This window comes from Achromobacter sp. (assembly GCF_032113835.1).
In the GTDB taxonomy this organism is placed as follows: domain Bacteria; phylum Pseudomonadota; class Gammaproteobacteria; order Burkholderiales; family Burkholderiaceae_B; genus Achromobacter.
Window position 1 is genome coordinate 1 of the sequence record NZ_DAMCTG010000021.1, and the last position, 24,652, is coordinate 24,652.

Sequence of the window (24,652 nt, forward strand, 5' to 3'; positions counted from 1 at the left end):
CCGCCATCATCAGGATCGTCAGGCCCAGCGCGGCCTTGCGGCCATAGCGGTCGGAGAAGATGCCCAGCACCCATCCGCCGACCGGGCGCATGAAAAAGCCCACTGCAAAGATGCCGAACGTGGCGAGCAGGGCGGTGGTTTCGTTGCCGGGCGGGAAGAACTGGCTGGAAAAGAAGATGGCGAACGACGCGTAGATGGTCCAATCGAACCATTCCACCGCATTGCCTACACTACCGGCCAGAATCGTGCGGCCGCGCGAAACGGGCGGGGCGCTTGCGCCTTGCGCCGCGCGCAAGGTTGCGGATGTACTGCTCATGACGTCCTCAATTTGTGTTTTGTTTTTTGGTCAAATGAACCAATAAATTTTGTATTTTTATCAATGCGCGAACGTTAGATTAATGGATATGGACACGTCAAGTAAGGGTAATTCCCTAAGCGCCGCGTTGGACGACACGGATCTCGCGTGCGTCGTCGCGCTGCAGGCGCAGCCTCGCGCGTCCTGGCGCGAACTGGGCGCGGCGACGGGCATCGCCGAGCGAACCGTCGCGCGGCGCATCAAGCGCCTGATGGACGCGGACGCGCTGCGCGTCATCGCGGAACCGGACCCGCTGGCGACCGGACGCGGTGTGGTGCTGCACGCCTGGGTGCGCTGCCGGTCGGGCCGGGTGCCGGACGTGGCTGACCAACTCGCGCGGCTGGACATCAGTCAGCTCGTCGTGACGCTGGCCGGTTCCGCCGACCTGATGGCCGAGCTGACGTTGGCCGACGCGGCCGACATGCCGGACGTGGTGACGCGTGTGCTGCCGTCCATCGATGGGGTGGAGCACGTGGAGGCGCGCCTGGTGCTGCGGCCTTTCCGGCGCGCGGGCCAGTGGCGCATCCAGCCGCAGCCCGGCGGCGATGCGGACGCGCCGCTGCTTTCGCCGCCCGCAGCGCTGACCGAACCCGAGCAGCGCATGGTCGCGCACCTGATGCGCGATGGCCGCGCCAGCCTGGCTGAGCTGGCCGAACGGTCCGGCGTCAGCGAACCCACCGCGCATCGCCTGCTGCAGAACCTGGTGGAGCGCCGTGCGCTGAGTTTTCGCGTGGAAGTCGAGCCGGCGCTGGTCGGCTTTCCGGTGGAAGCGGTGATCTCGGTGCAGGTGCGCCCGCAAACGGTGGACGCGCTGGCCGCACATCTGGCGCTGGACCCCAATACCCGCTGCCTGTTCGGCACCAGCGGCGCGTCGCAGCTTTTCTGGCACGTGCTGTGCCGCGACAGCCTGCATCTGTGGGATGTGGTGACGCGGCGGCTGGGCGAGCTGGACGGCGTGCTGAACAGCGAGGTCGGCGTGGTGATGCGCGCGCACAAGCGTTGCGGCATCGTGCGGGCCGGCGCGCGGCTGGGGGCGGACGCCGCGTGATGCCCACGGGGGCCGCCTTTCCGCGGCCGCACTTCCAGGCGGCCGCCCAGGTGCTTCTCTTCCGCTATGCCCCGAGATACGCGCGCGCCAGCGCGCCGTCCTTCGCGATGTCTTCCGCGGCCCCGTGCGCGGCAACCCGGCCCGATTCCAGCACGTAAGCGCGGTCGGCCAGCGACAGCGCCAGCGCCGCCATCTGGTCCACCAGCAGGATGGTCATCGACTCCTTGCGCAGCCGGTCCAGCGCGTCGAACAGCTCGTCGATGATCTTGGGCGCGAGGCCCAGCGACGGCTCGTCCAGCAGCAGGATCACCGGCTTGGCCATCAGGCCTCGCGCGATCGCCAGCATCTGTTGTTCACCGCCCGACAGCAGCCCCGCGCGCTGGTGCAGCCGTTCGCGCAGCCGCGGAAAGCGCGTCAGCATTTCCTCGACACGCGCCTCGCGGTCCTGCGGATGCAGGAAGGCGCCCAGGCGGATGTTGTCCAGCACGCTCAGTCCCGGAAACACCTGACGTCCTTCCGGCACCAGCACCAGGCCGCGCGCCACGATGCGGTCGGCAGCCAAGCCGTGCAGTTCCTGACCCTGCAGGTGCATGCCGCCCTGCGCGGGCCGGTGCAACCCGGCCAGCGTGCGCATCAGCGTGGACTTGCCCGCGCCGTTCGCGCCCAGCAGTGCCACCATCTCGCCTTGCCTGACCTGCAGGTCGATGCCGTGCAGCACGGGATTGGCGCCGTAGCCGGTTGTCAGATTGCCCACGCCCAGGACCTCGGGCGGCAGCGCCTCGCCCGCCGGTCTGCGCCGCGCGGCGGGCGCCCGGCGCGCCGCCTCGTCGCCCAGATAGGCCTGCCGCACTTCGGGTGATTGCTGGATCTCGGCAACGCTGCCTTGCGCCAGCTCGCGTCCGGCGTCGATCGCCACGATGTGGTCGGACACGCCCATCACCAGCGTCATGTCGTGCTCGACCAGCAGCACGCCCGCGCCCGCCTCGGCAATGCGCCGCAGCAGCCCGGCAAGCCGCGTCTTGTCTTCGCGCGACAGCCCGGCCGCGGGCTCGTCCATCAGCAGCACGTCGGCATCGGTGGCCAGCGCGCGCGCAATCTCGACCAGCCGCCGGTCCACGTGCGGCAGGTCGGCCGCCGCGATGTTCAGCGCGCCTTCGTAGCCGCAGAACGCCAGCAGGGCGCGCGCGCGTTCGCGCACGTCGGGCGCCAGATACCGGCGCGACGCCAGCAGCCCGCCCAGGCGGCCGCGCAGCATGCCCAGCGCGACGTTGTCCTCGACGCTCAATGTGTCGAAGAGCTGCGAGGTTTGGTAGGTGCGTGCAATGCCGCTGCGCGCCACGCGATGCGCGGGCAGCGCGGCCAGCGGCGCATCGCCCAGCGCCACGCGGCCGCTGGTCGGCTGGTAATAGCCGCTCAGCATGTTGATGACCGTGGACTTGCCCGCGCCGTTGGGGCCGATCAGCGCCGTCACCGCACCGGGCGGCACCGTGAACGACACGGCCTGCACGGCGCGCACGCCGCCGAAGGTCATCGTGAGCGCGTCGGCCTGCAGCGTGCGGCGCGTGCGCGCGGTGGCAGGCAACGCGCCGTGGCGTGGCGCAAGCCCTTGCGTCTGCGTGCGCCGCCGCCAGCGCGCCAGCAGCCCGGCGGCGCCTTCCGGCGCGGCCCACAGCACCACCAGCAGGAAGGCGCCGAAGAACAGCAGGCGGTATTCCTCCAGGCTGGACAGCACTTCCGGCAGCAGGCCCACCACCACCGCGCCCAGCAGCGGCCCGGCCAGCGAGCCGGCGCCGCCGATGGTCACCGCCAGCACGAACAGGATGGACTGCATGAAGTTGAAGTTGTGCGGCGTGATCATGCCCGTGAGCGGCGCGTATAGCCCGCCCGCCAGGCCGACCACCGCGGCCGACACCATGAAGGCCACCGCTTTGACCACCAGCGGATTGATGCCGATGGATTCGCTGGCCGTCTCGCTGTCCTTGACCGCGCGCATGGCCGCGCCCCACGCGCCTCGTGACAGCAGCGCATAGCCGATCAGCGCCGCAAACACCGCCACGATGGCCAGCATGGCCACGCCTCGGTCGCCGCCCAGGCTGCCGAGGGCCGGCTGCACGATGCCCATCAGGCCGTTCTGCCCGCCCGTGACCGAGCCGCCCTCGATCAGCGCATGTTCCACGATGAAGCCGAAGGCGATGGTGATCATCGCCAGATACGGGCCTTTCACGCGCAGCGCGGGCACGGCAAGCAGCAGGCCGAACGCGCCGCACACCAGCGCGGCGGCCGGCCACGCCAGCCAGAAGCTCCATTCGGCCTGGCCGGTCAGGATCGCGACCGTGTACGCGCCGATGGCGTAAAAGCCCGCGTGGCCGAACGACATCTGGCCCGTCAGGCCCAGCAGCACGTTCAGGCCGATGCCGGCCAGCGCCAGTAGCGCCACGTTGCCCAGCACGAAGACGTAGTAGCCGTTGACGGTGGCGGCCAGCACCAGGGCCGCCGCGGCCAGCAGGGCGTACAGCGCCGGCGGCAGCCAGCGCATCGGGGATTGCTTGTTCATCAGACCTTCCTCACATCGGCGCGCCCGAACAGGCCATTGGGCAGCACGGCCAACATGACGATCACCAGCGTGAAGCTGATGATCTGCGTATACCCGGAGCCCAGCGCCACGGTGATCAGCGCTTCGACCACGCCAAACAGCAGGCCCGCGATCATCACGCCCCACGCGCTGGTGATGCCGCCCAGGATGGCGACCACGTAGGCTTTCAATCCGAACAGCGTGCCCATGTCCGCCGTCACGTTAAAGAGCGGCGCGACCAGCGCGCCGGCCACGCCCGCGAACAGCGTGGACACGGCGAAGGCGGCCATGATGGCGTGGCGCACGGGAATACCCATCAGCCGCGCGGCGTTCGGGTTCTGCACGACGGCAAGCAGCGCGACGCCCCAGCGCGTGCGGCGCGACAGCGTGTGCAGCGCGGCCGCCAGCGCCAGGCCGACCACGGGAATCAGCAGTTGCAGCGGATAGATGCCCAGGCCCAGCCCGCCGATCTCCAGCGGCGATTGCGCCAGCGGAGAGGGCAGGCTGCGCGGCTCCTTGCCGAACGTGAACATGACCACGTTGTCCAGCACGATGCCCAGCGCCACCGTGGACATGAGCCACGCATTGGAGCCGCGGCTGGCAAACGGCCGCACCGCCAGCCGCTCCACGACCAGGCCGTAGAGCGCACACAGCGCCAGCGCAAACAGCAGCGCCACGGCCAGCGGCCAGCCCAGCGTCTGGGCAAACGTGTAGGTCAGCACGGCGCCCAGCATCATGGAACTGCCCTGGGCGAAGTTCACCGTGCCGGACACGGCGTAGGTCAGGTAAAAGCCCAGGGCCATCAGCCCGTACATGCTTCCCAGTCCCAGGCCGCTGACGATGGCGGACATCAACAACATGCGCGTCTCCCGCGGCGTCCGGCCGCTTTACTGTGCGCCCTTGACGGGCAGGATGCGGTTGTCGATGAACTGCGTCCACACGTAGTCGTCCTCGCGCAGCGCGTCGTGCGAGGCCGGCGTGAAGGGCTGCTCATACGTCTTGATCAGGCCTTCGTACTTGCCGATCTTGTAGAAGCCCTGGCGCACCGCGTCGCCATCGGTCGAGCCGGCCTGTGCGATGGCCAGCGCCGCGAGCTGCATGCCGTCGTACGCGTTGGCCACGCCGACTGCCGGCGTGATGTCCTGCGGTCCCTTGATGTCGGAATACTTGGTCTTGAGCGCCTGCATCACCTTGTCGCCCACCGGTCCCTGCTTGCCGAAGAAGCTGTAGGTCTGCACGAAGTGCACGTTCTTGGCGTTGGGGCCGGCCAGTTCCGTGAAGCGGCCGCCGGCCGGACCCCAGTGCGACACGATAGGCACCTTCCAGCCCATGCGGTCCAGCGACTTCACCACCTGCGCGGACGGGCCCACGTTGCCGACCAGGAACAGCGTGTCGGCGCCCGCGGCCTTCAGCCGGCTCAGTTGCGGCACGATGTCCAGGTCGTTGGGCTGGAATTTCTCGACGCCGGCGGGCGTGATCTTGGCGGTGGCCAGCGCCGCGTTCAGGCCTTTCTCGTTGGATTCGCCCCAGGGGTTGTTCACCAGGATCATGCCGGGCTTGGCGCTCTGGAACGTCTTCTGTGCGTACTGCACCATCGCGCTGTCGACGATCTCGTCCATCGCCGACACGCGGAACACGAAGTTGGGATTGCCCTTGTTCTGCGTGATGGCGGTGCCGGCGGCCCACGGGCCCATGAACGGCACCTTTTCCTGGTTGACGATCGGCACGATGGCCATGGACACGGGCGTGTCCAGCCCGCCAAACAGCACGGCAACCTTTTCCTTGAAGATCAGCTCGCGCGCGGCGGCCATGCCCTTGGCGGGATTGCCTTCGTCGTCGCGCCGCACCAGCACGACCTGGCGGCCATCCAACAGGCCGCCCCGCGCGTTGATCTCCTCGATGGCGACCGTGATACCGCGCGTCAGCGCTTCGCCGGCGCGCGCCGACTCCCCGGACAACGCGGTGATCAGGCCGATCTTGATCGGGTCCGCTGCCAGCGCCGGCTGCGAGATGAGGCCCGCGGCGAAAAGGGCGGCGGCAGCCGCATGGCGCATGAAGGAACGACGGGTCGGGGTCATCGGGACACTCCTGAAAAAGTGGAATGAATCTTGCATGGGGTTAAGTGCTGCTTCGTTCCCTTATGCAAGATCCATGCCACCTGATCCCCGCAACCTGCCGCATGCCGTCTTCGCCCTGCCGCTGCGGGGCGTAGGGGAAGTAGATCGGATATGTACGCACCGATCGCCGGATTTTGTCGCCAAAACATCTGCGATTTTGTTCACAATCATGCTTCAGGATTTGCACCAAAATGAATCCATCTTCGCTTCCAAGCACTAAACCGGGGCGTGACGGCGACGCCGCCTGGACGCCGCAACCCCTTGCCTGCCACGGCCGGTTTCCGTATCGCGCCATCGCCGGGCGGGCCGACTACGCGTGGCCGAACGGCGCGCGCCTGGCCGTGTACCTGGGCTTCAACATCGAGCACTTCGCGTTCGGAGAAGGACTGGGCGCGGAACTCGGCCCGGCGTCGCCCCACCCCGACGTCCTGAACTACGCCTGGCGCGAATACGGCAACCGCGTGGGCGCCTGGCGCTGCCTGGAATTGTTTGACGAACTGCGCCTGCCTGCCGGCGTGCTGATCAACACCGCGCTCTACGAGCATTGCCCGGATCTGGTGGATGCCTTCCTGGCGCGCGGCGATGAGCTCATCGGACACGGCTACAGCAACGCGCACCGGCAGGGCGGCCTGCCTGAAGCCGAGGAACGCGCGCTGCTGGCGCACTGCCGCGACCGCATCCTGCGGCACGCGGGCAGCGAGCCGGCCGGCTGGCTGTCGCCGTGGATTTCGGAAAGCCACGCCACGCCCGACCTGCTGGCCGAGGCCGGCTACCGGTACACGCTGAACTGGTGCCACGACGATCAACCCATGCGCATGCGCACGCGCGGGGGCGACCTGTGGGCGATTCCGTACCCGCAGGAGCTCAACGACATTCCGATGATCATGGGCCGCAAGATGGACGCGCGCGATTTTGCCGATATGATCCTTGACCAGTTCGAGGAGATGCGCGCGCAGGCGGTACGCCAGCCGCTGGTCATGGGCATTGCGCTGCATCCCTACATCGTCGGCCAGCCTTACCGGCTGCGTCACCTGCGGCGCGCGCTGGCGCCGCTGGCCGCCGCCCGCGACCGTGGCGAGATCTGGTTCACCACGCCGGGCGAGATCTGCCGGCATGTGGACGGCCTGCCGCCGGGCGTGATCGATTAACGGGCCGTCGAACCCATCCGCCTACGTTATGTTGTTTTTCTTGTTGAACCGAGCTTCGCATGTCCACCAAAAGCGCCGCCAAGTCCCGCAGTCCCGCCACCGCTCGGTCCAAGACCGCCAAGCCCGCCATCCCCGACGCCGACATGGAGCGCCGCATCTGCGAAGCGGTCTACGAAAGCGTGATGAGCCAGCGCCTCACGCCGGGCACCAAGCTGCCCGAGGCCGCGATCTGCGACCTGTTCGGCGTGTCGCGGTCGGTGGCGCGCAGGGCCTTGCAGCGGCTGGCGCACGAGCACGTCGTGGACTTGCACCACAATCGCGGCGCGGTGGTGGCCGAACCGACGCCGGAAGACACCCGGCAGATCTTCCAGGCGCGCCGCGCGCTGGAGGCGGCGCTATTGCCGCTGGCTGCGGCCCGCGCGACGCGCGCCGATTACGCGTCGCTGCGCAAGCAATTGCGTGACGAGCACGCGCTGCTGCACCGCGCCGGACAACCGGCCTGGGCGCGGCAGGCCAGCGCGTTTCACGTGCGGCTGGGCGAATTGTCCGGCAACACCATCCTGCACGGCTACCTGGCCGAACTGGTGTCGCGCTGCTCGCTCATCGTGGCGCTGTACGAGCCGCCCGGCAATGCCGCGTGCGAACACGGCGAACACGTCTTGATCGTCGACATGCTGGAACGTGGCGACGTGGCCGAAGCCGTGCAAACCAACGACAACCACCTTGCGGATCTGGAGCGGCGCATCAGCCTTGAGCGCCCGCAGCCCGCGCAAACCCTTGCCCAGATGCTGGGACTGGCCTGACATGGAAATCGACTTCGACGCTATCACCGAGTATCAGCGCTACAAGCTGATGGCCAGCCTGATCGTGCCCCGGCCGATCGCGCTGATCACCACGCTGTCCGAAACCGGCGTGGTCAACGCCGCGCCGTTCAGCATGTTCAACATGCTGGGCGAGGATCCGCCCATCGTGATGGTCAGCATCAACCGCCTGGAAGACGGCGGGCTGAAGGACACCGCGGTCAACATCGCGCGCGATCGCGAGTTCGTCGTGCACCTGACCGACGAGGCCATGGCTGAAAAAATGCACCGCTGCGGCGACCGCCTGCCATCGGATGTCAGCGAGTTGGCGCACGCGGGCCTGGACGCCGCGCCCAGCCACCGCGTCGCGCCGCCGCGCATCGTGCAGGCGCCCGTCGCGTTCGAATGCACGTTGTTTGAAACCATGGAGACCGCCAGCCGCCAGATCTTCATCGGCCAGGTGCGCTGGCTGCATGCGCGCGATGGCTTGATCGATACGGAGACGTGGCGCGTGCGCCTGCAGGATTACTTTCCGGTGGGCCGGTTTGGCGCCAGCTTCTACGTGCGGACGCGGGATCGCTACGCCATCGACGCGGAAAAGAACGCGCCAGCCAGCACGCCCATCGACGAGATCTGAGGCCTCACATCTGAGGCCTCACCACACGGCGGCATCCGAGCCGGGCGCCCGCAGGCGGCGCGCGAAGCGCCGCGACAGGAAATCCACGAACGCCAGCGTCTTGGCCGGCAGGTTCAGCCGCTCCGGGTACAGCGCGTGGATGTCCGCAGGCGGCGTGCTCCAGTCGGACAGCACTTCGCGCAACCGGCCCGCGCGCAGGTGCGCCGCGGTTTCCCATTCGGACCGCATGACGATGCCGTGGCCGTCCAGCGCCCATTCCAGCGCGCTCTGGCCGTCGTTCGAACTGACCGTGCCGCGCACCTTGACGGTTTCCGCACGCGCGCCGGATTCCAGCCGCCAGGTGCCGTAGGCCACGTCGTTCTCCCGCACGACGATGCAGCGGTGGCGCTGCAGGTCGCCGGGCGCGCGCGGCTCGCCATGAATCTCCAGGTAGCGCGGCGACGCGCACAGCAGGCGCCGGTTCGAGGCGATCCGGCGCGCCGTCAGCCGCGCGTCCGGCAGGTCGCCGAAGCGCACCGCCACGTCAAAGCCTTCCTCGATCAGATTGAGCGGCCGGTCGGTCAGGCGCATCTGCACTTCCACGTCGGAATACTGGCGGCAGAAGTCCGAGACGGCGGGCACGATGTGGGCGCGTCCGAAACCGAACGTGGCATTCAGGCGCAGCAGTCCCTGCGGTTGGGCACGGGCGCTGGACACCGAGCGTTCCAGCGCCTGCAGGTCGGCCAGGATGCGCGTGCCCTCGGCCAGGTACAGCTCGCCTTCCTGCGTGACGCTGACGCGGCGCGTGGTGCGGTTCAGGAGCCGAACGCCCAGGCGCTGCTCCAGCTTGGCCAGCCGGGTGCTGACCGCGGGCGGCGTCAGCCCCAGTTCCCGCGCCGTGGCCGAGAGGTTGCCGTGCTTGACCACCAGCGAAAAGAAGGCGAGATCGGAGAGCGCGTCCATGGCTATTTATAAATTGGATTTAATAAAGATTTATAAATTCAGCAAATTATAAGAACGAAACCGGCCTATACACTGGGTTCACCGATACAGAGCCGCGCCACGCGGCCACACGAGGAGACCCGAAATGAAGATAGCCAGATTGGCCGGCGCATTGTGCGCGGCCGTTGCCGCATCCTGTTGGGCCCATGCCGCCGGGGCCAGCAACGCCTTTCCCGAACGCGCGGTGACGCTGATCGTGCCGTTCGCGCCGGGCGGCAGCGTGGACATCGCGGCCCGCCTGATCGCCGATGCCTGGGCGAAGGAACTGGGGCAGAGCGTGATCGTGGAAAACCGCGCCGGCGCGTCCGGCAACATCGGCATGACGGCCGTGGCGCGCGCCGAGCCCAACGGCTACACGCTGGGCATCAACACCATGTCGCTGGCGATCAATCCGGCGCTCTTCAAGACCATGCCCTTCGATACCGCGAAGGACCTGCGCTCGGTCGGCACGGTGGGCACGTCGCAGCATGTGCTGACGGTCACCAACAACCTGCCCGTGGCGTCGGTGAGCGAGCTGCTCGCGTATGTGCGCGCCCGTCCCGCCAACGACCTGAGCTTTGGCTCGGCCGGCACCGGCAGCACGTTCCACATGGCCGCGGAGCTGTTCAAGTCCGTGTCCAAGACGCAGATCCTGCACGTGCCGTACAAGGGCGGCGGCCCCGCGATGCTGGACACGATCAGCGGGCAGGTGCAGATGAGCTTTCCGGTGTTGTCCGCGGCCAAGCCGCAGGTCGACGGCAAGAAGCTGCGCGCTCTGGGGGTGACCGGCACGACGCGTTCGCCGCTGTTGCCCGACGTGCCGACCATCGCCGAGTCGGGCCTGCCGGGCTACGAATTCAATACGTGGTTCGTCGTCAGCGCACCGGCCGGCACGCCGCAACCGGTGATCGACACGCTGAACGCGAAGCTGGCGCAGGCGCTGCGCTCGGACGCGCTGACGCAACGCATGCAGAGGGAAGGGTTTGAGCCCCTGATCACCGCACCGGACAAGACAGACGCCATGGTGGCCGCCGAGATGGCGCGCTGGTCCGGCATCGTCAAGGAAGCCGGAATCCAGGCGAACTGAACGGCGGAAACGCAAGCAATACCCGCCCGCGCGCGCCGCGGGCGTCTCTTTCAAGCAAGGAAGCACTGACATGCCCGGCATGACGCTATACGACAAACTGGTGGCCAGCCATGAGGTGGCCCGGATCGATGCCGAGCACGTGCTGCTCTACGTCGACCTGCACATCATGAACGAGTACACCAGCCCGCAGGCCTTCAGCGGCCTGGCCGCGCGGGGCCGCGACGTGTTGCGCCCCGGGCAGCAGATGGCGGTGGTGGACCACATCATCCCCACACACAACGTGCCGCCCGCGCTGCGCGTGATTGCGGACGATGCCTCGTCGCGGCAGGCGTTGAACCTGAAGCGCAATTGCGACGAACAGCGCATCGCGCTCTTTGACACCACCGATCCGCTGCAGGGCATCGAACACGTCATCGCGCCGGAGCACGGCATGATCCTGCCCGGCATGGTGGTGCTGTGCGGCGACAGCCACACCACCACGTACGGCGCGCTGGGCGCCCTGGGCTTTGGCATCGGCACTAGCGAAGTCGAACACATTCTGGCGACGCAGACGCTGGTGTACCGCGTGGCGCGCAACATGCGGATCCGCATCGACGGCGTGCTGCCGGCGCACGTGTCGGCCAAGGATCTGGTGATCTACGTCGTGCATCGCATCGGCGCGCAGGGCGCGCGCGGGCATGCGGTGGAGTTCTGCGGCGAGGCGGTGGCCGCGCTGTCGGCCGAAGCGCGCATGACCCTGTGCAACATGACGGTCGAAGCCGGCGCGCGCGCCGCGCTGATCGCGCCTGATGCCGTCACCGACGCGTACGTCACGGCGCACGCGCCGCAACTGCGCGGCGCGCTGCTGGACGAGGCGCGCGCCTGGTGGGCCACGCTGCGCTCGGACGGCGACGCGCGCTTCGATGTGGAACACGCGTTCGACGCGGGACGCATCGCGCCGTTTGTGACCTGGGGCACGAGTCCCGATCAGGCGATGCCGGTTGATGGCGCCGTGCCGGATCCGCGGGACGAGCCCGACGCGCTGGCCCGGCTGGCGCTGGAAAAGGCCATGGACTACATCGGCCTGGCCGCGGGCGCGCCCATCGCGGGGGTGCCGATCGACCGCGTCTTCATCGGTTCCTGTACCAACGGCCGCATCGAGGATCTGCGTGTCGTGGCGGATCTGGCGCGCGGCAAAAAGGTGGCGGCGGGGGTGCGCGCGATGGTGGTGCCGGGCTCCGGCGCGGTGCGCGCGCAAGCCGAAGCCGAAGGGCTGGCCGCCGACTTGATCGCGGCGGGCTTTGAATGGCGTCAGCCCGGCTGCTCGATGTGCCTGGCCATGAACGACGACGTGCTGCGCCCCGGCGAGCGCTGCGCGTCCACCACGAACCGCAATTTCGAGGGACGGCAGGGGCGGGCAGGGCGCACGCACCTGATGAGTCCCGCGATGGCCGCGGCCGCTGCGCTGGCCGGCCGTATCGTCGACGTGCGCACCTGGAGGGATGCCAAATGAATGCCATGACCGAAGGCGTGGCCGCGCCGCTGCCGTATTCCAACCTGGACACCGACCAGATCATGCCCAAGCAGTTCTTGCGCATCATCGACAAGGCCGGGCTGGACAAGGGCCTGCTGTACGACCTGCGTTTTGACGAAGCGGGCGCGCCGCGGCCGGACTGTGTGCTGAACCAGCCGGCGTACGCGGGGACATCCATCCTGGTGGCCGGCCCCAATTTTGGCTGCGGTTCCAGCCGCGAGCACGCCGTCTGGGGCTTGCAGCAGTTCGGCATCCGGGCGGTCATCGCGTCCAGCTTCGGCGAGATCTTCTACTTCAACGCGCTCAACAACGGCCTGTTGCTGGTGACGTTGCCGCCCGCCGAGGTCGACGCCTTGCTCGCGAAGGTGTCCAATACGACGGCGCCCGGCGCCAACCGTGTCGGCATCGACGTGATGGCCGGGCAGGTGCGCGCGGCCGACGGCTGGACCGCACACTTTGACCTGCCGGCGCGGCATCGGCAGATGTTCGCGCAGGGGCAGGACATGGTGGGCGCGACGCTGCAGCAACTGCCCGAGGTCGAGCGCTTCGAAGCCGCCCATTGGGCGCGCTTTCCGTGGATGAAGGACGTGGCGCGTCAGGTGCGCGACCGGCTGGACGCCGCCTAGCGCGCGACGCGCGGGACAACGAAAGGAGATGACGCAGATGACCGCCTTTTTCGACCTGCCGGTGCGGCGCTTTCCGGCCAACGGCGTGGAGATCGCCGCCCGCATCGACGGCTCGGGTCCGCCCCTGCTGCTGTTGCACGGCCATCCGCAGACCCACGCCATCTGGCACCGCGTCTGGCCCGAACTGACGCGCCATCGCACCTGCGTGGCCGCCGATCTGCGCGGCTACGGCGACAGCGGCAAGCCGGCCGGCAGCGCGGACCACGCCGCGCACTCCAAACGTGTCATGGCGGCGGACATGGTGGCGCTGATGCGCGGACTGGGCCACGAGCATTTCGAGATCCTGGCGCATGACCGCGGCGCGCGCGTCGCGCACCGGCTGGCGCTGGACCACCCCGAGGCCGTAAGCCGGATGATGCTGCTGGACATCGCGCCCACGCTGGATATGTACGAAGGCACGACGCGCGCGTTTGCGCAGGCCTATTTCCACTGGTTCTGGCTGATCCAGCCGGCGCCCGTGCCGGAAACGATGATCGAGCATGACCCCATCTTCTACCTGCGGTCCGTAATGGGCGGGCGGCCGGGCGGATTGGCGCATTTTTCCGCCGAGGCCATGGCCGAATACGAACGCGCCGCGCGCCAACCGGGTTGGGCCACCGGCCTGTGCGAGGACTACCGAGCGTCCGCCACGATCGACCTGGACCACGACAAGGCCGGCCGCGCCGCCGGCGAGCGCCTGCGTATGCCGGTGCGCGCGATGTGGGGCGAACGCGGCGCCGTGGGCCGCAATTTCGACGTGCTGGCGCTGTGGCGTGCGGTGGCCGACGACGTGACCGGCGGCCCGCTGCCCGGCGCGCATTATCTGGCCGAGGAAACGCCGGATGCGGTGCTGGCCGAAGCGCAAGCATTCTTCGGCTGGCGTTGAACAAGCGGGCCGCGCCCGCTGTCAATCAAGCCTCGGCAGGCGATAGGGCTATCCAAAAAGGGACGCACCCCTGGTGTTAACCTTCGGCCCATGAATCGTTACTTCGCCGATCTTTCCGAATTGCCCGACGCCGAGGATGCGCAACGCGCCTTCAAGATGTCGGATTCACCCTGCGTGGCGGTGTGCTCCACGCTGTTCGACGACATCTGCCGCGGGTGCGGGCGCACCGCCATGGAAGTCGCCAACTGGGTGTTCATGACGGAAGAAGAAAAGCGCGAAGTCTGGATCCGCATCAAGTCGCAAGGGTATCCGCGGCGCAACAACTGACGCCGCTGCGCACGGACGCGCTTGCGTCCCCGTCTTGGGCCTGTCACATGGCGCAGGCTGAATAGCGCCATTGCCCACTTCCGGCTCCATCATGCGCATCGTTCTCGTCACGGATGCCTGGCATCCGCAAGTCAACGGCGTCGTCCGCACCTGGTCGACCATGCGGCAGATCCTCAGCGACTGGGGCCACGAGCTGATCGTGGTCAGTCCCGAGGGCAGCCGAACCATCCCCGCGCCCTCCGAACCCGATCTGCGGCTGTGCCTGCAACCCGGCCGGCAACTGCGCCGCATCCTGGGCGACACCATCCCCGACGCGTTGCACATCGCCACGGAAGGCCCGCTGGGCCTGGCCGCCCGGCGCATGGCGCTGCAGCGGGGCTGGCGCTTCACCACGTCGTTTCACACCATGTTCCCGGACTACCTGCAGGCGCGCATGGGCATCCCCGCCGCGCTGCCGTGGCGCTACCTGCGCTGGTTCCACCGGCCGTCGCAATGCGTGCTGGTGCCCACGCCCACGGTGCGCGACATCCTCGTGCAGCGGGGCCTGGCGAATCTGCGCGTCTGGTCGCGCGGGGTCGATCCACGCAAGTTCCAGCCGTCGGCCAGCCAGGCGTTTCAGGATCTGCCTCGGCCCGTCTGGCTGAGCGTGGGCCGCGTGGCCAAGGAAAAGAACCTGGATGCCTTCCTGTCCCTGGATTTGCCGGGCAGCAAGGTGGTGGTGGGCGCGGGACCGGACGAGGCGCGGTTGAAGAAGCGCTTTCCGGACGCGATCTTCCTGGGCATGCAGCAGGACGGCGCGCTGCCGGGCTTTTACGCGGCCGCCGACGTGTTCGTGTTTCCCAGCCTGACCGACACGTTCGGGCTGGTGATGCTGGAGGCGATGGCCTGCGGAACCCCGGTGGCGGCCTTTCGCAGTGAAGCGCCGCTTGCCGTGGTCGAGGAGGGCGTCACGGGCCGGCTGGACGACGACCTCAAGCGCGCCTGCCTGGCCGCGCTGCCGCTGCACCGCGACGTGGTGCGGGCGCAGGCGCTGACCCGCAGCTGGGATTCGGTCGCCTCGGATCTGCTGGACGCACTGGTGCCGCTGACTCAGGGCGATTCGCGTGGGGCGGCCAACGACTGGGCGGCCACAACCTGAATCAGACGCGCCGCCCGGATTTTCTAGCCGTGCGGCGCGCCAACCTTGTACAATGCCCGGCAATCCTGAGGAGCGTTGCGACGACCCTGCGGTCCCCCATGTGTCTTACCCATGCGGACCCCGGCTCGCCAGGCTCAGGAATCCTTGTTCAAGCGCCGCGCCTTGCGCGTCGCTACAGCAACGGCGCTCACCTTTGTCGCGTATGGCGGGAAAGGCGAGCACTCGACTGTCGTGGTGTATTCGCGTTGTCCGGCCATATCGTGCGCCGTTCGTATTTCACGTGGAGCCTACACACCATGAACGCTGTGACTGATAAATCCTTTTCCGACTACCTCGTCGCCGACATGTCGCTGGCCGGCTGGGGCCGCCGCGAACTCGCCATCGCCGAAACCGAAATGCCCGGCCTGATGGCCATCCGCGAGGAATTCGCCGCGTCGCAGCCCCTCAAGGGCGCGCGCATCGCCGGCAGCCTGCACATGACCATCCAGACCGGCGTGCTGATCGAAACGCTGGTGGCGCTGGGCGCCGAAGTGCGCTGGGCCTCGTGCAACATCTTCTCCACGCAGGACCACGCCGCCGCCGCCATCGCCGCGTCCGGCACCCCGGTCTTCGCCGTCAAGGGCGAGACGCTGGAAGAGTACTGGCAGTACACCCACAAGATCTTCGAATGGCCCAATGGCCAAAACGCCAACATGATCCTCGACGACGGCGGCGACGCCACGTTGATGCTGCACCTGGGCACCAAGGCTGAAAAGGACATCTCGGTCCTGGCCAACCCGGGCAGCGACGAAGAGCGCATCCTGTTCGCCGCCATCAAGGAAACGCTGAAGCGCGATCCGAAGTGGTACTCGACCCGCCTGGCGCTGATCAAGGGCGTGACCGAAGAAACCACCACGGGCGTGCATCGCCTGTACCAGATGTCGCAGAAGGGCGAGCTGGCCTTTGCCGCCATCAACGTCAACGACTCGGTCACCAAGTCCAAGTTCGACAACCTGTACGGCTGCCGCGAATCGCTGGTTGACGGCATCAAGCGCGCCACCGACGTCATGGTCGCCGGCAAGATCGCCGTCGTGGCCGGCTACGGCGATGTGGGCAAGGGTTGCGCCCAGGCGCTGGTCGCGCTGCGCGCGCAAGTGTGGGTCACCGAAATCGACCCGATCTGCGCCCTGCAGGCCGCCATGGAAGGCTTCAAGGTCGTGACGATGGAAGAAGCCGCCGCTCACGGCGACATCTTCGTCACTGCCACCGGCAACTACCAGGTCATCACGCGCGAACACATGAACGCGATGAAGGACCAGGCCATCGTCTGCAACATCGGCCACTTCGACAACGAAATCGACGTCGCCGGCCTGGCCGATTGCAAGTGGGAAGAGATCAAGCCGCAAGTCGACCACGTCATCTTCCCGGACGGCAAGCGCATCATCCTGCTGGCGCAGGGCCGTCTCGTGAACCTGGGCTGCGCCACCGGCCACCCCTCGTTCGTGATGTCGTCCTCGTTCGCCAACCAGACGATCGCCCAGATCGAACTGTTCACGCGCAACGAAGCCTACAAGTCCGGCGAAGTCTACGTGCTGCCCAAGCACCTGGACGAGAAGGTCGCCCGCCTGCACCTGAAGAAGCTGGGCGTCAAGCTCACGACGCTGCGTCAGGACCAGGCCGACTACATCAGCGTGCCGGTCGAAGGCCCCTACAAGCCCAATCACTACCGCTATTGATGGATGTAGCACAATAGGAAAATTCCGCGCCATGTCGGCGCGGGTTTTCTGGTCCGCGGATCACGCCCGTCGCCGCCCGGCGCCGACGGGTCCGCGGAGCGTCAATACAGGAGTTCGAACATGGTGACACTGATACTCGTCTGGATCCTGAACGCAGTGGCCTTGCTGGCCGTTGCCTACCTGCTGCCCGGCATCACGGTGGCCAGTTTCGGTTCGGCGCTGATCGCCGCGCTGGTGCTGGGCCTGGTGAACATGCTGGTCAAGCCGGTCCTGGTGCTGCTGACGCTGCCCATCACGATCGTTACCCTTGGGCTCTTCCTCATCGTCATCAACGCCTTGTTGTTCTGGTTCGTGGGCTCCGTGCTCAAGGGCTTCCAGGTCAACGGGTTCTGGTGGGCCGTGGGCGGCGCCATCCTGTACAGCATCATCTCCGGCCTCCTGACCAAGCTGATCCCGTAGGGGGGGCCCCCGAGCGCTGCGCGCTTCCCCCAGGGGCGTGCCTGCGGACCGGCGGAGCCCGGATCCGCGGCACCCCGCGGGTGGGGCACCTGCTGAATGCGGCGCATGGCGCCATAAAAATACTGATATGTCCGAATCGAACTCTCCTGCTTTCAGTCTGGAATTCTTTCCCCCGCGTGACCTCGCCGGCCAGGAGCGTCTGGTGCGCGCGGCCAAGCAGATGCTGGCCATTCAGCCCAAGTACGTCAGCGTGACGTTCGGCGCGGGCGGTTCCACGCGCGCGGGCACGGCCGATGCCGTGCGCACGCTGCGCAATCTGGGCTGCGATGCGGCGCCCCACCTGTCGTGCGTGGGATCGTCGCGCCAGGATCTGCGCGACATCCTGCAGGCCTACAAGAGCGAAGGCGTGCGGCGCGTGGTGGCCCTGCGCGGCGACCTGCCGTCGGGCATGGGCGGCGACGCGGGCGAGCTGCGCTACGCCAACGAACTGGTGTCGTTCATCCGCGAGGAAACCGGCGACTGGTTCCACATCGAAGTGGCCGCCTATCCCGAAATGCACCCCCAGGCTGCCAATCCCTCGGCCGACCTGGACCATTTCGTGACCAAGGTGAAGGCCGGCGCCGATGCCGCCATCACGCAGTATTTCTTCAACGCCGACGCCTATTTCGACTTCGTCGACCGCGCCCGCGCCAAGGGCGTGAACGTGCCGATCGTGCCGGGCATCATGCCCATCACGAACCACACGCAGCTCCTGCGGTTCTCGGAAATGTGCGGCGCCGAAGTGCCGCGCTGGATCCGCCTTCGTCTGGCCGAGTTCGGCGACGACAAGGCCTCCATCCGCGCCTTTGGTGCGGACGTCGTGACCGAGCTGTGCCAGACGCTGCTGGACAACGGCGCGCCGGGCGTGCACTTCTACACGCTGAACAGTTCCGAAGCGCCGCTGGCGATCTGGAAGGAACTGACGGTGTAAGCGGTCCGCTGCGCGCGGCTGCAGGCTTGCCGCCCGCCGCTATGGCAAAAGGCCGGCGATTCCCACGGTCTTCATGAGATAGTCATCCGATCCCCACGAAGCGATACGCTGAGTGGGGATTTTTCTTTCTGTGAAACCGCCCATTGGCAACGTCGCAGATGAACGGCGATTCGTTAGCCGGTCCAAACTCTTTGACAAATCAGACCCGCTCTTCTGAGCTTTCGAACTATTCATATGTCCAAGGGGACGGCCCCGCCGTAGATTGAACGACTTTTCGTTCATTTGACGAGTGACACTCACATGGCGGGTGCAGCGACAGAATTGATGGCCGAGGCGTCTCGATGGAGGCGTCGGGTGGTGAAGGCATCGCAATGCCCCGATTGGGTCTCGCTTGAACCGAGAGCCCGCGCCTGGATTCTTCTGGACGGCGCGCACAGCGACACGCTCGAGAACGACCTTCTGCAAATCAAGCGTGGATTCGAGTACCGCTGGGTCTGGCGCGACACGCCTCGGGAGTACCGAAATCCGGGCTATCGCCACGGCCCCCTGCTGGCGCCGCTCGACGAGGCCTTGTTCACCTACGCCGTCGAACATTGGCTTCGCCAACAAGCAGGAATCATCCTGGTGGCCGCAGACGATATCGATCCCCTCGTCGCTCACCTCCAACAGTTGCATCAACTGGTAGGCACAGACGGATTTCCCATCAGGTTCAGCCTTAATGGCGCACGGGCGCTTGAAGAGGTCTGCGAAGGCTTGACGGCGCAGTCCCTGTCCAGGCTGTTCGGCCCCATCCGATGCGTCATCTGGTATGCGGGCAACGAGCATCAGGGCGAATGGCTGGTTGCGGACTCTCCCGTACAGGGACAGGCCGCACCCGCGCTGGACGAGCCCATCGTCCTGACAAAAGCCGACGAGATTTCACTCGATCAGGCCAGCCTTGCGTGGTTCGTGCGCGACTGCGTGCGCAGTATTCGCCGACAAACGCCCGCGTACGACGACCCCGAGAATGAACCGGACTTGTGGCGGCGCACTGGCCTGTTCGTCCGTGAAGCTGCGGATCAGCTTGCGCTCACGCTGGAGCGTGACGTTCGCCACTACGTCGATCTGCGATTTCGGTACCCCCAAGATTTTTTCGCGAACGATAGCGTGCTTCGGGAACTCCTGATCGAACGGCTCATTCCCGGAAAGCAGCGATTGGTGGATGCCGAAGCACGACTCTCGGCGCTTTCGGCGTAGTCGAGGAAACCCGTCACGTGAACTTCAAAAAGGCACTGGGCTCCATCCGCCCGAACGAGAAACGCCTGGGAAAAGCCATCTCCCCACCGCCCTGCGAACGCGGCGTTCCCCTATATCCGCTGCGCTATGGCATTGCCGATTACGCGTGGGATGGGGAAGTGTTTCCTCGTCTGAACACGGCGGGCTACCCCCCGCTCACCGCGGGCAAAGCGTACGGTTTGCGCACGTTGCGCCCGGGCACCTACGTCTATCTCTGCTACTTCGAGCATGGACGCATGTGGACGCAACACTACCAAGTCACCGAAGACGTCAAGTTCGCTCGCATCTGGTGGAGCGATGCCGACGATCAGGATGCAACGCCGGGCCGGTTAAGCCGGCCCGATACGGTAGGCGCCCAGACATATCTTTTCGCGCCAGATGCGAATACTGCCGAAACCGTACACATCCTGGTCAGTGACACGCTGCTGTCCCACCGCACGCTCTGGGCCATCGAGACCAATGAGGGCGATCTTCGCGATGCGTTGAGCACGCAATGCAGGCCTGCCGGCAATCCCTATCAGGAACACATCTTCGACGCGACGCTGCTGGGTCAGGCGGCGCCCGAACTCGTCTCGCCATCGGGACACGGGGCGCCCAAGCCTTTTGTGTGGAGCGAAATCCAGTTCCCAGAAGAGGCTCCAAACCACCACAACATACTGGGCAATATGTATATCGCCTTGCTGCCACGTAAGGATTTCACGCCTCTGGTGGTGGCATTGCAGGATCCGATTGGGATTGCCAGCGAGCTTCATTACCTAATTACCCGTGCCGTGGCGTTAAAGACGGAATATGCGGGCCAAAACGCGCACAAGCTGCAAAGCGCAACGTTCATCCGCGATTACTTCGAGGGAATGAAGAAACAGGCGGGAAAAAACCCGGACTTGGCTTATACGCTTGCAAAACAACAGAACCTGGTGAATTACGCCGGCGCAATGTTATTTCCCGGCGTTTATGCCAAGGAAATCAAAGCGTTCGACAGCACTATTGCAGCAGCGGTAATGGACTCGCTTGCGTGGGTTCGCCTTATCGATCCGTCGCGGCTATTGGGCAAAGCGCTGCACTGCTTTGACCGCAGCGTGATTCACAACGCACATGACTACGAGAACGCGGTTCTTCAGTGCATTGGCGGGCTGGTGCATTCCAAAGATGGAATACAGGTTTTGAACGATCTGATCAGTTTGCCCGTCGACAAAAGCCCTTATTGGCTCGCGCTTGCAAATGGCAGCGAACTGCTTCTTGGCCGTCTGAAGTCGAGCTCGGGTGAGATTGCCAAGAATCTTTTCAGCGTTATGGACAAATTTCTGGAGGAGCACAAACTAACTGCGGCCTCCAACGCGCTAGTCGGGCTGCTGCAGGCGGTGCCGGAAACCAAAGTAGCAGATGTACTGATGCCACGTCTGCGGCATGTGATGGAGGTCAGGGCCGGCTTCACCATTGTCCGCTATGACATCGGCCAGGGGGATTTGCAGCGAGCCGCTTATGAGCTCCAAGGGTATCAAACACTTGGGAAAGACGACTTGCGTGGGTGGAAGATGCCAGCTCCGAAGATTAATCATGCAGATTCGGGTAATAGGACGTCAGTCTATGACTGGGTGAAGGTTGGTGAAACCACGTACCGCGAGATCGACACCGCAATAGCAAACGGGTCACCGTTGCCGCCGCCTAGGCCTGTTCAGATGAAAGGAAATCCGTTTGTAAATATGCTGAATCGTGTTCAGGGTCCCGGCGGGCATCTATTTACAGGGCTAGGCGGGCTTCTAGCAATCAAGGGGATGAGGGATTCGTTGGTGTCGCTGAATTCGTCTACTTCAAAGGCCGCGGATGCTATATCGCTGATAGGTGCTTTATATACTTTGATTGGGGCTGGAATCGAAAGCCGCTCTGCCATTGCGGTAGTTATTTTTGAAAGGCGCGGAAACGTTCTTTTGGCAAATAGTGCGAGGATTATTGCTGCCAAATTGGGCGTCGCCGTTTTCGGCGCTGCGGGAGCAGGCATTGCGGCCTTAGCAGATGTAGTCAGAGCGATCAAGGCATTTGGCGAGAGTAATCCGGAACAAGGAAAATTATTATTTGGCTCAGCGCTCGCAGCGGGAACGCTGGCACTTGCCATGGCGGCTGGGGGAGTGGCGGCAGCCGCTTCCGTTGCAACAGGTGCGCCTATTCTGGTTCTCGGGCTTACCCCTTGGGGTTGGGCTCTTGTCGCCGCTGGAGCGGTTGTCGGTGGCTTGGCGTTGTCGGTTGGAGTAATTATGACGGCGCATGGACCCGTTGAAATATGGCTCAAACATAGCGCCTGGGGCGTCAACAGCCCACGTTACTCCAATCAAGAGGAACTGGACGCAGTCCATGGTTTGCTCTACCGACCACGATTCTCGGCGGAGTGGGATAAGGCATCTGGCTACGCCGTAGGCCAGCTTCGCATCAGCTGCCAATTGCCTGAAACCAACGACATCCCGGGAGAAAAATTCCAGACAAAATTGGCTTTCACCTTAAACGGAAGCCGGCTTGCTCCGGTAGAAGGGCCGATCGCGTACGCTCCCGGCACAATCCCCGTCGATTACCGCCATGAGTGCCTGGTTACGCGCTTGGGCGCTAGAGGAAGTGAATGCGGCTGGTCAATCCAAATGCACGAAGATGCCAAGGTGGAACTCGAGTATCTCTATTTCCCGGACCCTGATTCGCGCCCTGACATAGCGTTGCGGCAACCGAACGCGCCAAAGCCGTTGCAGTTCTCATCGGGCGGATGGCTGTCTGACCCGATCAGTTCAGCCTTACTCGAACCGGTTCAGAGGCCAAAGTAATGTCTGACACCAAACGCCTGCCAAGAAGTCTCCGGTTCGGCGGTACGCCTCTGTACCACCACCGGCCAACGGGAGCGCATCCTCAGCCGGACGGGGTTAGGCGCGTCAATGAACGATGTGTCGAGCTCGAAACGTACGCAAATTTTACGCAAAGTGGGGCCGCCAGACATATCGGGCTCGGTGTGGTGGTAGCGATAGCGGGGGTCATCTTGATGCTGGCCATTCTGAACGAGGAGAATTCGAATCTCGAAAACTACCTTTCGATTATCATGGCCGCACCCGCATTGCCTGCAGTCACGACACTGATTTACTTTGCCAGCGGAGCGCATCGAACCCGTGGCGCTTATGTTCGAATTAATCGGCGTACCCAGAAGCTGTATTACGTCTTTCCCAGAGATAAACGACTTCACGTTATCGATTGGGCTCACATCGAGGCTCTGGCCGGCTACATTCCGATATTTTCGGGCACCATCAATACGTCCAGACATCCGCTGTACCTGTTCGGCGTGGATTTAGCCATGACTCCACCCACCGAGATCTGTGTGGCATGTGGGAACATTGGAGTAGCGGTCGGCGACCGATCGGCCAAGGCGTTGTGGGCCTATCTTCAGGCCTTTATGACCCACGGTCCCGAAGGCTTGCCTGAACCTGCACCGTTGCCTCCTCGACTAAGCCGCAAACAGAAAGCCCTCCAACCGTACCGAGACTGGCTCGCAGGTTTGCGCCGCACACTCGCCAAGCCCTACGGCATGTTGAAAGCGCCGATCACTATCCCGCTTTGGCTTGGCTGGCTATTGATCAATGCTATCCCGGACAGCGTGGAGGCCTTTGTTCAATACAACGTGCCGTACGCGCAGTTCCCAAAAGACATTGACGAGTTGTGTGGCTTTGAAGAAGCCCAGTAGCCGGCCCTTGGCAGGGGCGACCGCATTCAGCCGTAAAACCACTCGCACGCGATGGCGTCATGAGTCTGGACACCCGCGCCAGGCTCAACTCTAGTGATGGAGCGGGGCGTGTCCCCAACCGATTCCATGTTGATTTGAGCAAAGCCCGATTTATGCCAGCACTCTTGCGCCGGCATAAATCGGGCTAGCCATGGCTTACGTTGGCGCACTGGGGACGCCGTGGCAAGCATCAATCCGCGTACACGCCCGCCTTGCGAATCACGCCGCCCCACTTGTCGACCTCAGACTTCAGCCACGTCTGCAGACCCTCGGGCGTCTGCTTCGCTTCGGGCACGATCTCGGCGCCCAATTCGGCCATCTTCTGCGTGAAGACGGGGTCCTTCAGCGCGGCGCGCAGCGCGGCGTTGAACTTGTCGATCGCCTCGGGCGGGGTGCCCTTCGGCGCGTAGACGCCGTGCCACACCTTGACCTCGAAGTCCTTCAGGCCGCCTTCCTTCAGCGTGGGCGCGTTGGGCAGCGTCTTGATGCGGTCAAGCGTGGTGACGCCGTACAGCTTGACGCGTTCGGCCTTGATCTGCGGGATGGTTTGCGTGGTCTGGTCGCACAGGACGTCCACCTGTCCGCCCAGCAGCGCGGTCATGGCCGGTGCGGTGCCGGCGTAGGGGACCGTCGTGAACTGCACGCCCAGCGACTCCTGCAGCAGCATGCCGCACAGCTGCGACACGGCGCCCAGGCCGGCGTTGGCCAGGTTGATCTTGTTGCCGTTTTCCTTGGCGTACTTAATGAAGTTGGCCATGCCGTCGGCCGGCAGGTCCTTGCGGCCCAGCAGGGTCATCGGCACGTCGGCGACCTGGCCGACATAGGCGAAGTCGGTCAGCGGATTGAACGACAGCTTGCGGTAGAGCGCGGGCGCCGTGGCCATGCCGTTGTGGTGGATGAGAAAGGTGTAGCCATCGGGCGCGGCACGCGCCACGTACTGCGAGGCCAGCGTGCCGCCGGCGCCGGTGCGGTTTTCGATGACGATGCTCTGTCCCAGCGTCTTGGCCATCGAGGCGCCCAGGCTGCGGGCCACGACGTCGGTGGGACCGCCTGCGGCAAACGGCACCACCAGTGAAATCGGGTGATTCGGGTAGGTTCCCTGCGCGCCGGCGTTGCCAAAGGCCAGGCAGGACAGAGCCACCATGGGCCAGGCTGCGCGCTTGAGGGCGCGCGCGTATGGGTGGGACATGTCTCGCTCCTTGTAGTCTCTTCGGCCCGCGATGCCGCGCATGGCG

The 24,652-nt window shown here is 65.4% G+C and carries 21 protein-coding genes, 1 pseudogene and 1 riboswitch; of the genes and pseudogenes, 16 read left to right on the forward strand and 6 right to left on the reverse strand.

Annotated elements, in window-relative coordinates; all coding sequences use genetic code 11:
- Positions 1-316, reverse strand: a pseudogene (locus RT697_RS10235) (MFS transporter); the annotation flags it as partial.
- An 82-nt stretch (positions 317-398) separates the two neighbouring features.
- Between RT697_RS10235 and RT697_RS10240 the strand changes: the two are divergent.
- On the forward strand, positions 399-1,403 hold the full coding sequence (locus RT697_RS10240; RefSeq protein WP_313698593.1) for an Lrp/AsnC family transcriptional regulator: 1,005 nt from the start codon (positions 399-401) through the stop codon (positions 1,401-1,403).
- 64 nt (positions 1,404-1,467) lie between these two features.
- Here the strand turns inward: RT697_RS10240 and RT697_RS10245 are convergent, their stop codons facing one another.
- From RT697_RS10245 to RT697_RS10255, 3 genes are read right to left on the reverse strand one after another with little or no spacing between them, the layout of a single operon-like run.
- Complete coding sequence (locus RT697_RS10245; RefSeq protein ID WP_313698595.1) at positions 1,468-3,957, reverse strand: branched-chain amino acid ABC transporter ATP-binding protein/permease; 2,490 nt, start codon at positions 3,955-3,957, stop codon at positions 1,468-1,470.
- Positions 3,957-4,835, reverse strand: a complete 879-nt coding sequence (locus RT697_RS10250; RefSeq protein WP_313698597.1) for a branched-chain amino acid ABC transporter permease — start codon at positions 4,833-4,835, stop codon at positions 3,957-3,959. Before RT697_RS10250 ends, RT697_RS10245 begins: the two co-directional genes overlap by 1 nt.
- 27 nt (positions 4,836-4,862) lie before the next feature.
- Complete coding sequence (locus RT697_RS10255) at positions 4,863-6,053, reverse strand: ABC transporter substrate-binding protein (RefSeq protein WP_313698598.1); 1,191 nt, start codon at positions 6,051-6,053, stop codon at positions 4,863-4,865.
- Between the two features lie 230 nt (positions 6,054-6,283).
- Between RT697_RS10255 and RT697_RS10260 the strand changes: the two genes are divergently transcribed.
- The 3 genes from RT697_RS10260 to RT697_RS10270 are packed head-to-tail and all read left to right on the forward strand — an operon-like array spanning position 6,284 to position 8,677.
- Positions 6,284-7,240 carry a polysaccharide deacetylase family protein gene (locus RT697_RS10260; RefSeq protein ID WP_313698600.1) on the forward strand — a complete coding sequence of 319 codons (957 nt, stop codon included), beginning with the start codon at positions 6,284-6,286 and terminating at the stop codon, positions 7,238-7,240.
- A gap of 59 nt (positions 7,241-7,299) precedes the next feature.
- Positions 7,300-8,043 carry a GntR family transcriptional regulator gene (locus RT697_RS10265; protein ID WP_313698602.1) on the forward strand — a complete coding sequence of 248 codons (744 nt, stop codon included), beginning with the start codon at positions 7,300-7,302 and terminating at the stop codon, positions 8,041-8,043.
- Position 8,044: 1 nt separating this feature from the next.
- Positions 8,045-8,677, forward strand: coding sequence for a flavin reductase family protein (locus RT697_RS10270; RefSeq protein ID WP_313698603.1), 633 nt, complete (start codon positions 8,045-8,047; stop codon positions 8,675-8,677).
- An 18-nt stretch (positions 8,678-8,695) separates the two neighbouring features.
- Here the strand turns inward: RT697_RS10270 and RT697_RS10275 are convergent, their stop codons facing one another.
- Complete coding sequence (locus RT697_RS10275; RefSeq protein WP_313698605.1) at positions 8,696-9,619, reverse strand: LysR family transcriptional regulator; 924 nt, start codon at positions 9,617-9,619, stop codon at positions 8,696-8,698.
- 124 nt (positions 9,620-9,743) lie between these two features.
- On the opposite strand from RT697_RS10275, the gene RT697_RS10280 reads away from it, so the two are divergent.
- The 12 genes from RT697_RS10280 to RT697_RS10335 all read left to right on the forward strand — a co-directional run bounded on the left by RT697_RS10280 (position 9,744) and on the right by RT697_RS10335 (position 23,378).
- A complete protein-coding gene (locus RT697_RS10280; protein ID WP_313698607.1) occupies positions 9,744-10,724 on the forward strand; it encodes a tripartite tricarboxylate transporter substrate binding protein in 981 nt (326 codons plus the stop codon).
- 70 nt (positions 10,725-10,794) lie between these two features.
- The gene (leuC, locus tag RT697_RS10285; protein ID WP_313698609.1) at positions 10,795-12,216 is read left to right on the forward strand and encodes a 3-isopropylmalate dehydratase large subunit; all 1,422 of its coding nucleotides are present in this window, start codon (positions 10,795-10,797) and stop codon (positions 12,214-12,216) included.
- Entirely contained in the window at positions 12,213-12,863 is a 651-nt protein-coding gene (gene leuD, locus RT697_RS10290) for a 3-isopropylmalate dehydratase small subunit (protein ID WP_313698611.1), read from the forward strand. Before leuC ends, leuD begins: the two co-directional genes overlap by 4 nt.
- Before the next feature lie 37 nt (positions 12,864-12,900).
- Positions 12,901-13,788, forward strand: coding sequence for an alpha/beta hydrolase (locus RT697_RS10295; protein WP_313698613.1), 888 nt, complete (start codon positions 12,901-12,903; stop codon positions 13,786-13,788).
- Positions 13,789-13,878: 90 nt separating this feature from the next.
- Positions 13,879-14,115: a DUF1289 domain-containing protein gene (locus RT697_RS10300; RefSeq protein ID WP_409408354.1), complete on the forward strand. Its 237-nt coding sequence runs from the start codon at positions 13,879-13,881 to the stop codon at positions 14,113-14,115.
- Positions 14,116-14,206: 91 nt separating this feature from the next.
- Entirely contained in the window at positions 14,207-15,253 is a 1,047-nt protein-coding gene (locus RT697_RS10305; RefSeq protein WP_313698615.1) for a glycosyltransferase family 1 protein, read from the forward strand.
- 61 nt (positions 15,254-15,314) lie between these two features.
- A riboswitch (S-adenosyl-L-homocysteine riboswitch) is annotated at positions 15,315-15,449 on the forward strand.
- Between the two features lie 100 nt (positions 15,450-15,549).
- Positions 15,550-16,968 carry an adenosylhomocysteinase gene (gene ahcY, locus RT697_RS10310; protein ID WP_313698616.1) on the forward strand — a complete coding sequence of 473 codons (1,419 nt, stop codon included), beginning with the start codon at positions 15,550-15,552 and terminating at the stop codon, positions 16,966-16,968.
- Positions 16,969-17,091: 123 nt separating this feature from the next.
- Positions 17,092-17,427 carry a phage holin family protein gene (locus RT697_RS10315; RefSeq protein WP_056327402.1) on the forward strand — a complete coding sequence of 112 codons (336 nt, stop codon included), beginning with the start codon at positions 17,092-17,094 and terminating at the stop codon, positions 17,425-17,427.
- Between the two features lie 127 nt (positions 17,428-17,554).
- The gene (metF, locus tag RT697_RS10320) at positions 17,555-18,397 is read left to right on the forward strand and encodes a methylenetetrahydrofolate reductase [NAD(P)H] (RefSeq protein WP_313698618.1); all 843 of its coding nucleotides are present in this window, start codon (positions 17,555-17,557) and stop codon (positions 18,395-18,397) included.
- 357 nt (positions 18,398-18,754) lie between these two features.
- Complete coding sequence (locus RT697_RS10325; RefSeq protein ID WP_313698620.1) at positions 18,755-19,633, forward strand: DUF4123 domain-containing protein; 879 nt, start codon at positions 18,755-18,757, stop codon at positions 19,631-19,633.
- A 17-nt stretch (positions 19,634-19,650) separates the two neighbouring features.
- On the forward strand, positions 19,651-22,473 hold the full coding sequence (locus RT697_RS10330; protein ID WP_313698622.1) for a toxin VasX: 2,823 nt from the start codon (positions 19,651-19,653) through the stop codon (positions 22,471-22,473).
- 212 nt (positions 22,474-22,685) lie between these two features.
- Positions 22,686-23,378: a DUF6708 domain-containing protein gene (locus RT697_RS10335; protein WP_313698624.1), complete on the forward strand. Its 693-nt coding sequence runs from the start codon at positions 22,686-22,688 to the stop codon at positions 23,376-23,378.
- A gap of 229 nt (positions 23,379-23,607) precedes the next feature.
- Here the strand turns inward: RT697_RS10335 and RT697_RS10340 are convergent, their stop codons facing one another.
- Positions 23,608-24,606 carry a tripartite tricarboxylate transporter substrate-binding protein gene (locus tag RT697_RS10340; RefSeq protein ID WP_313698626.1) on the reverse strand — a complete coding sequence of 333 codons (999 nt, stop codon included), beginning with the start codon at positions 24,604-24,606 and terminating at the stop codon, positions 23,608-23,610.
- Between the last annotated feature and the right edge of the window lie 46 nt (positions 24,607-24,652).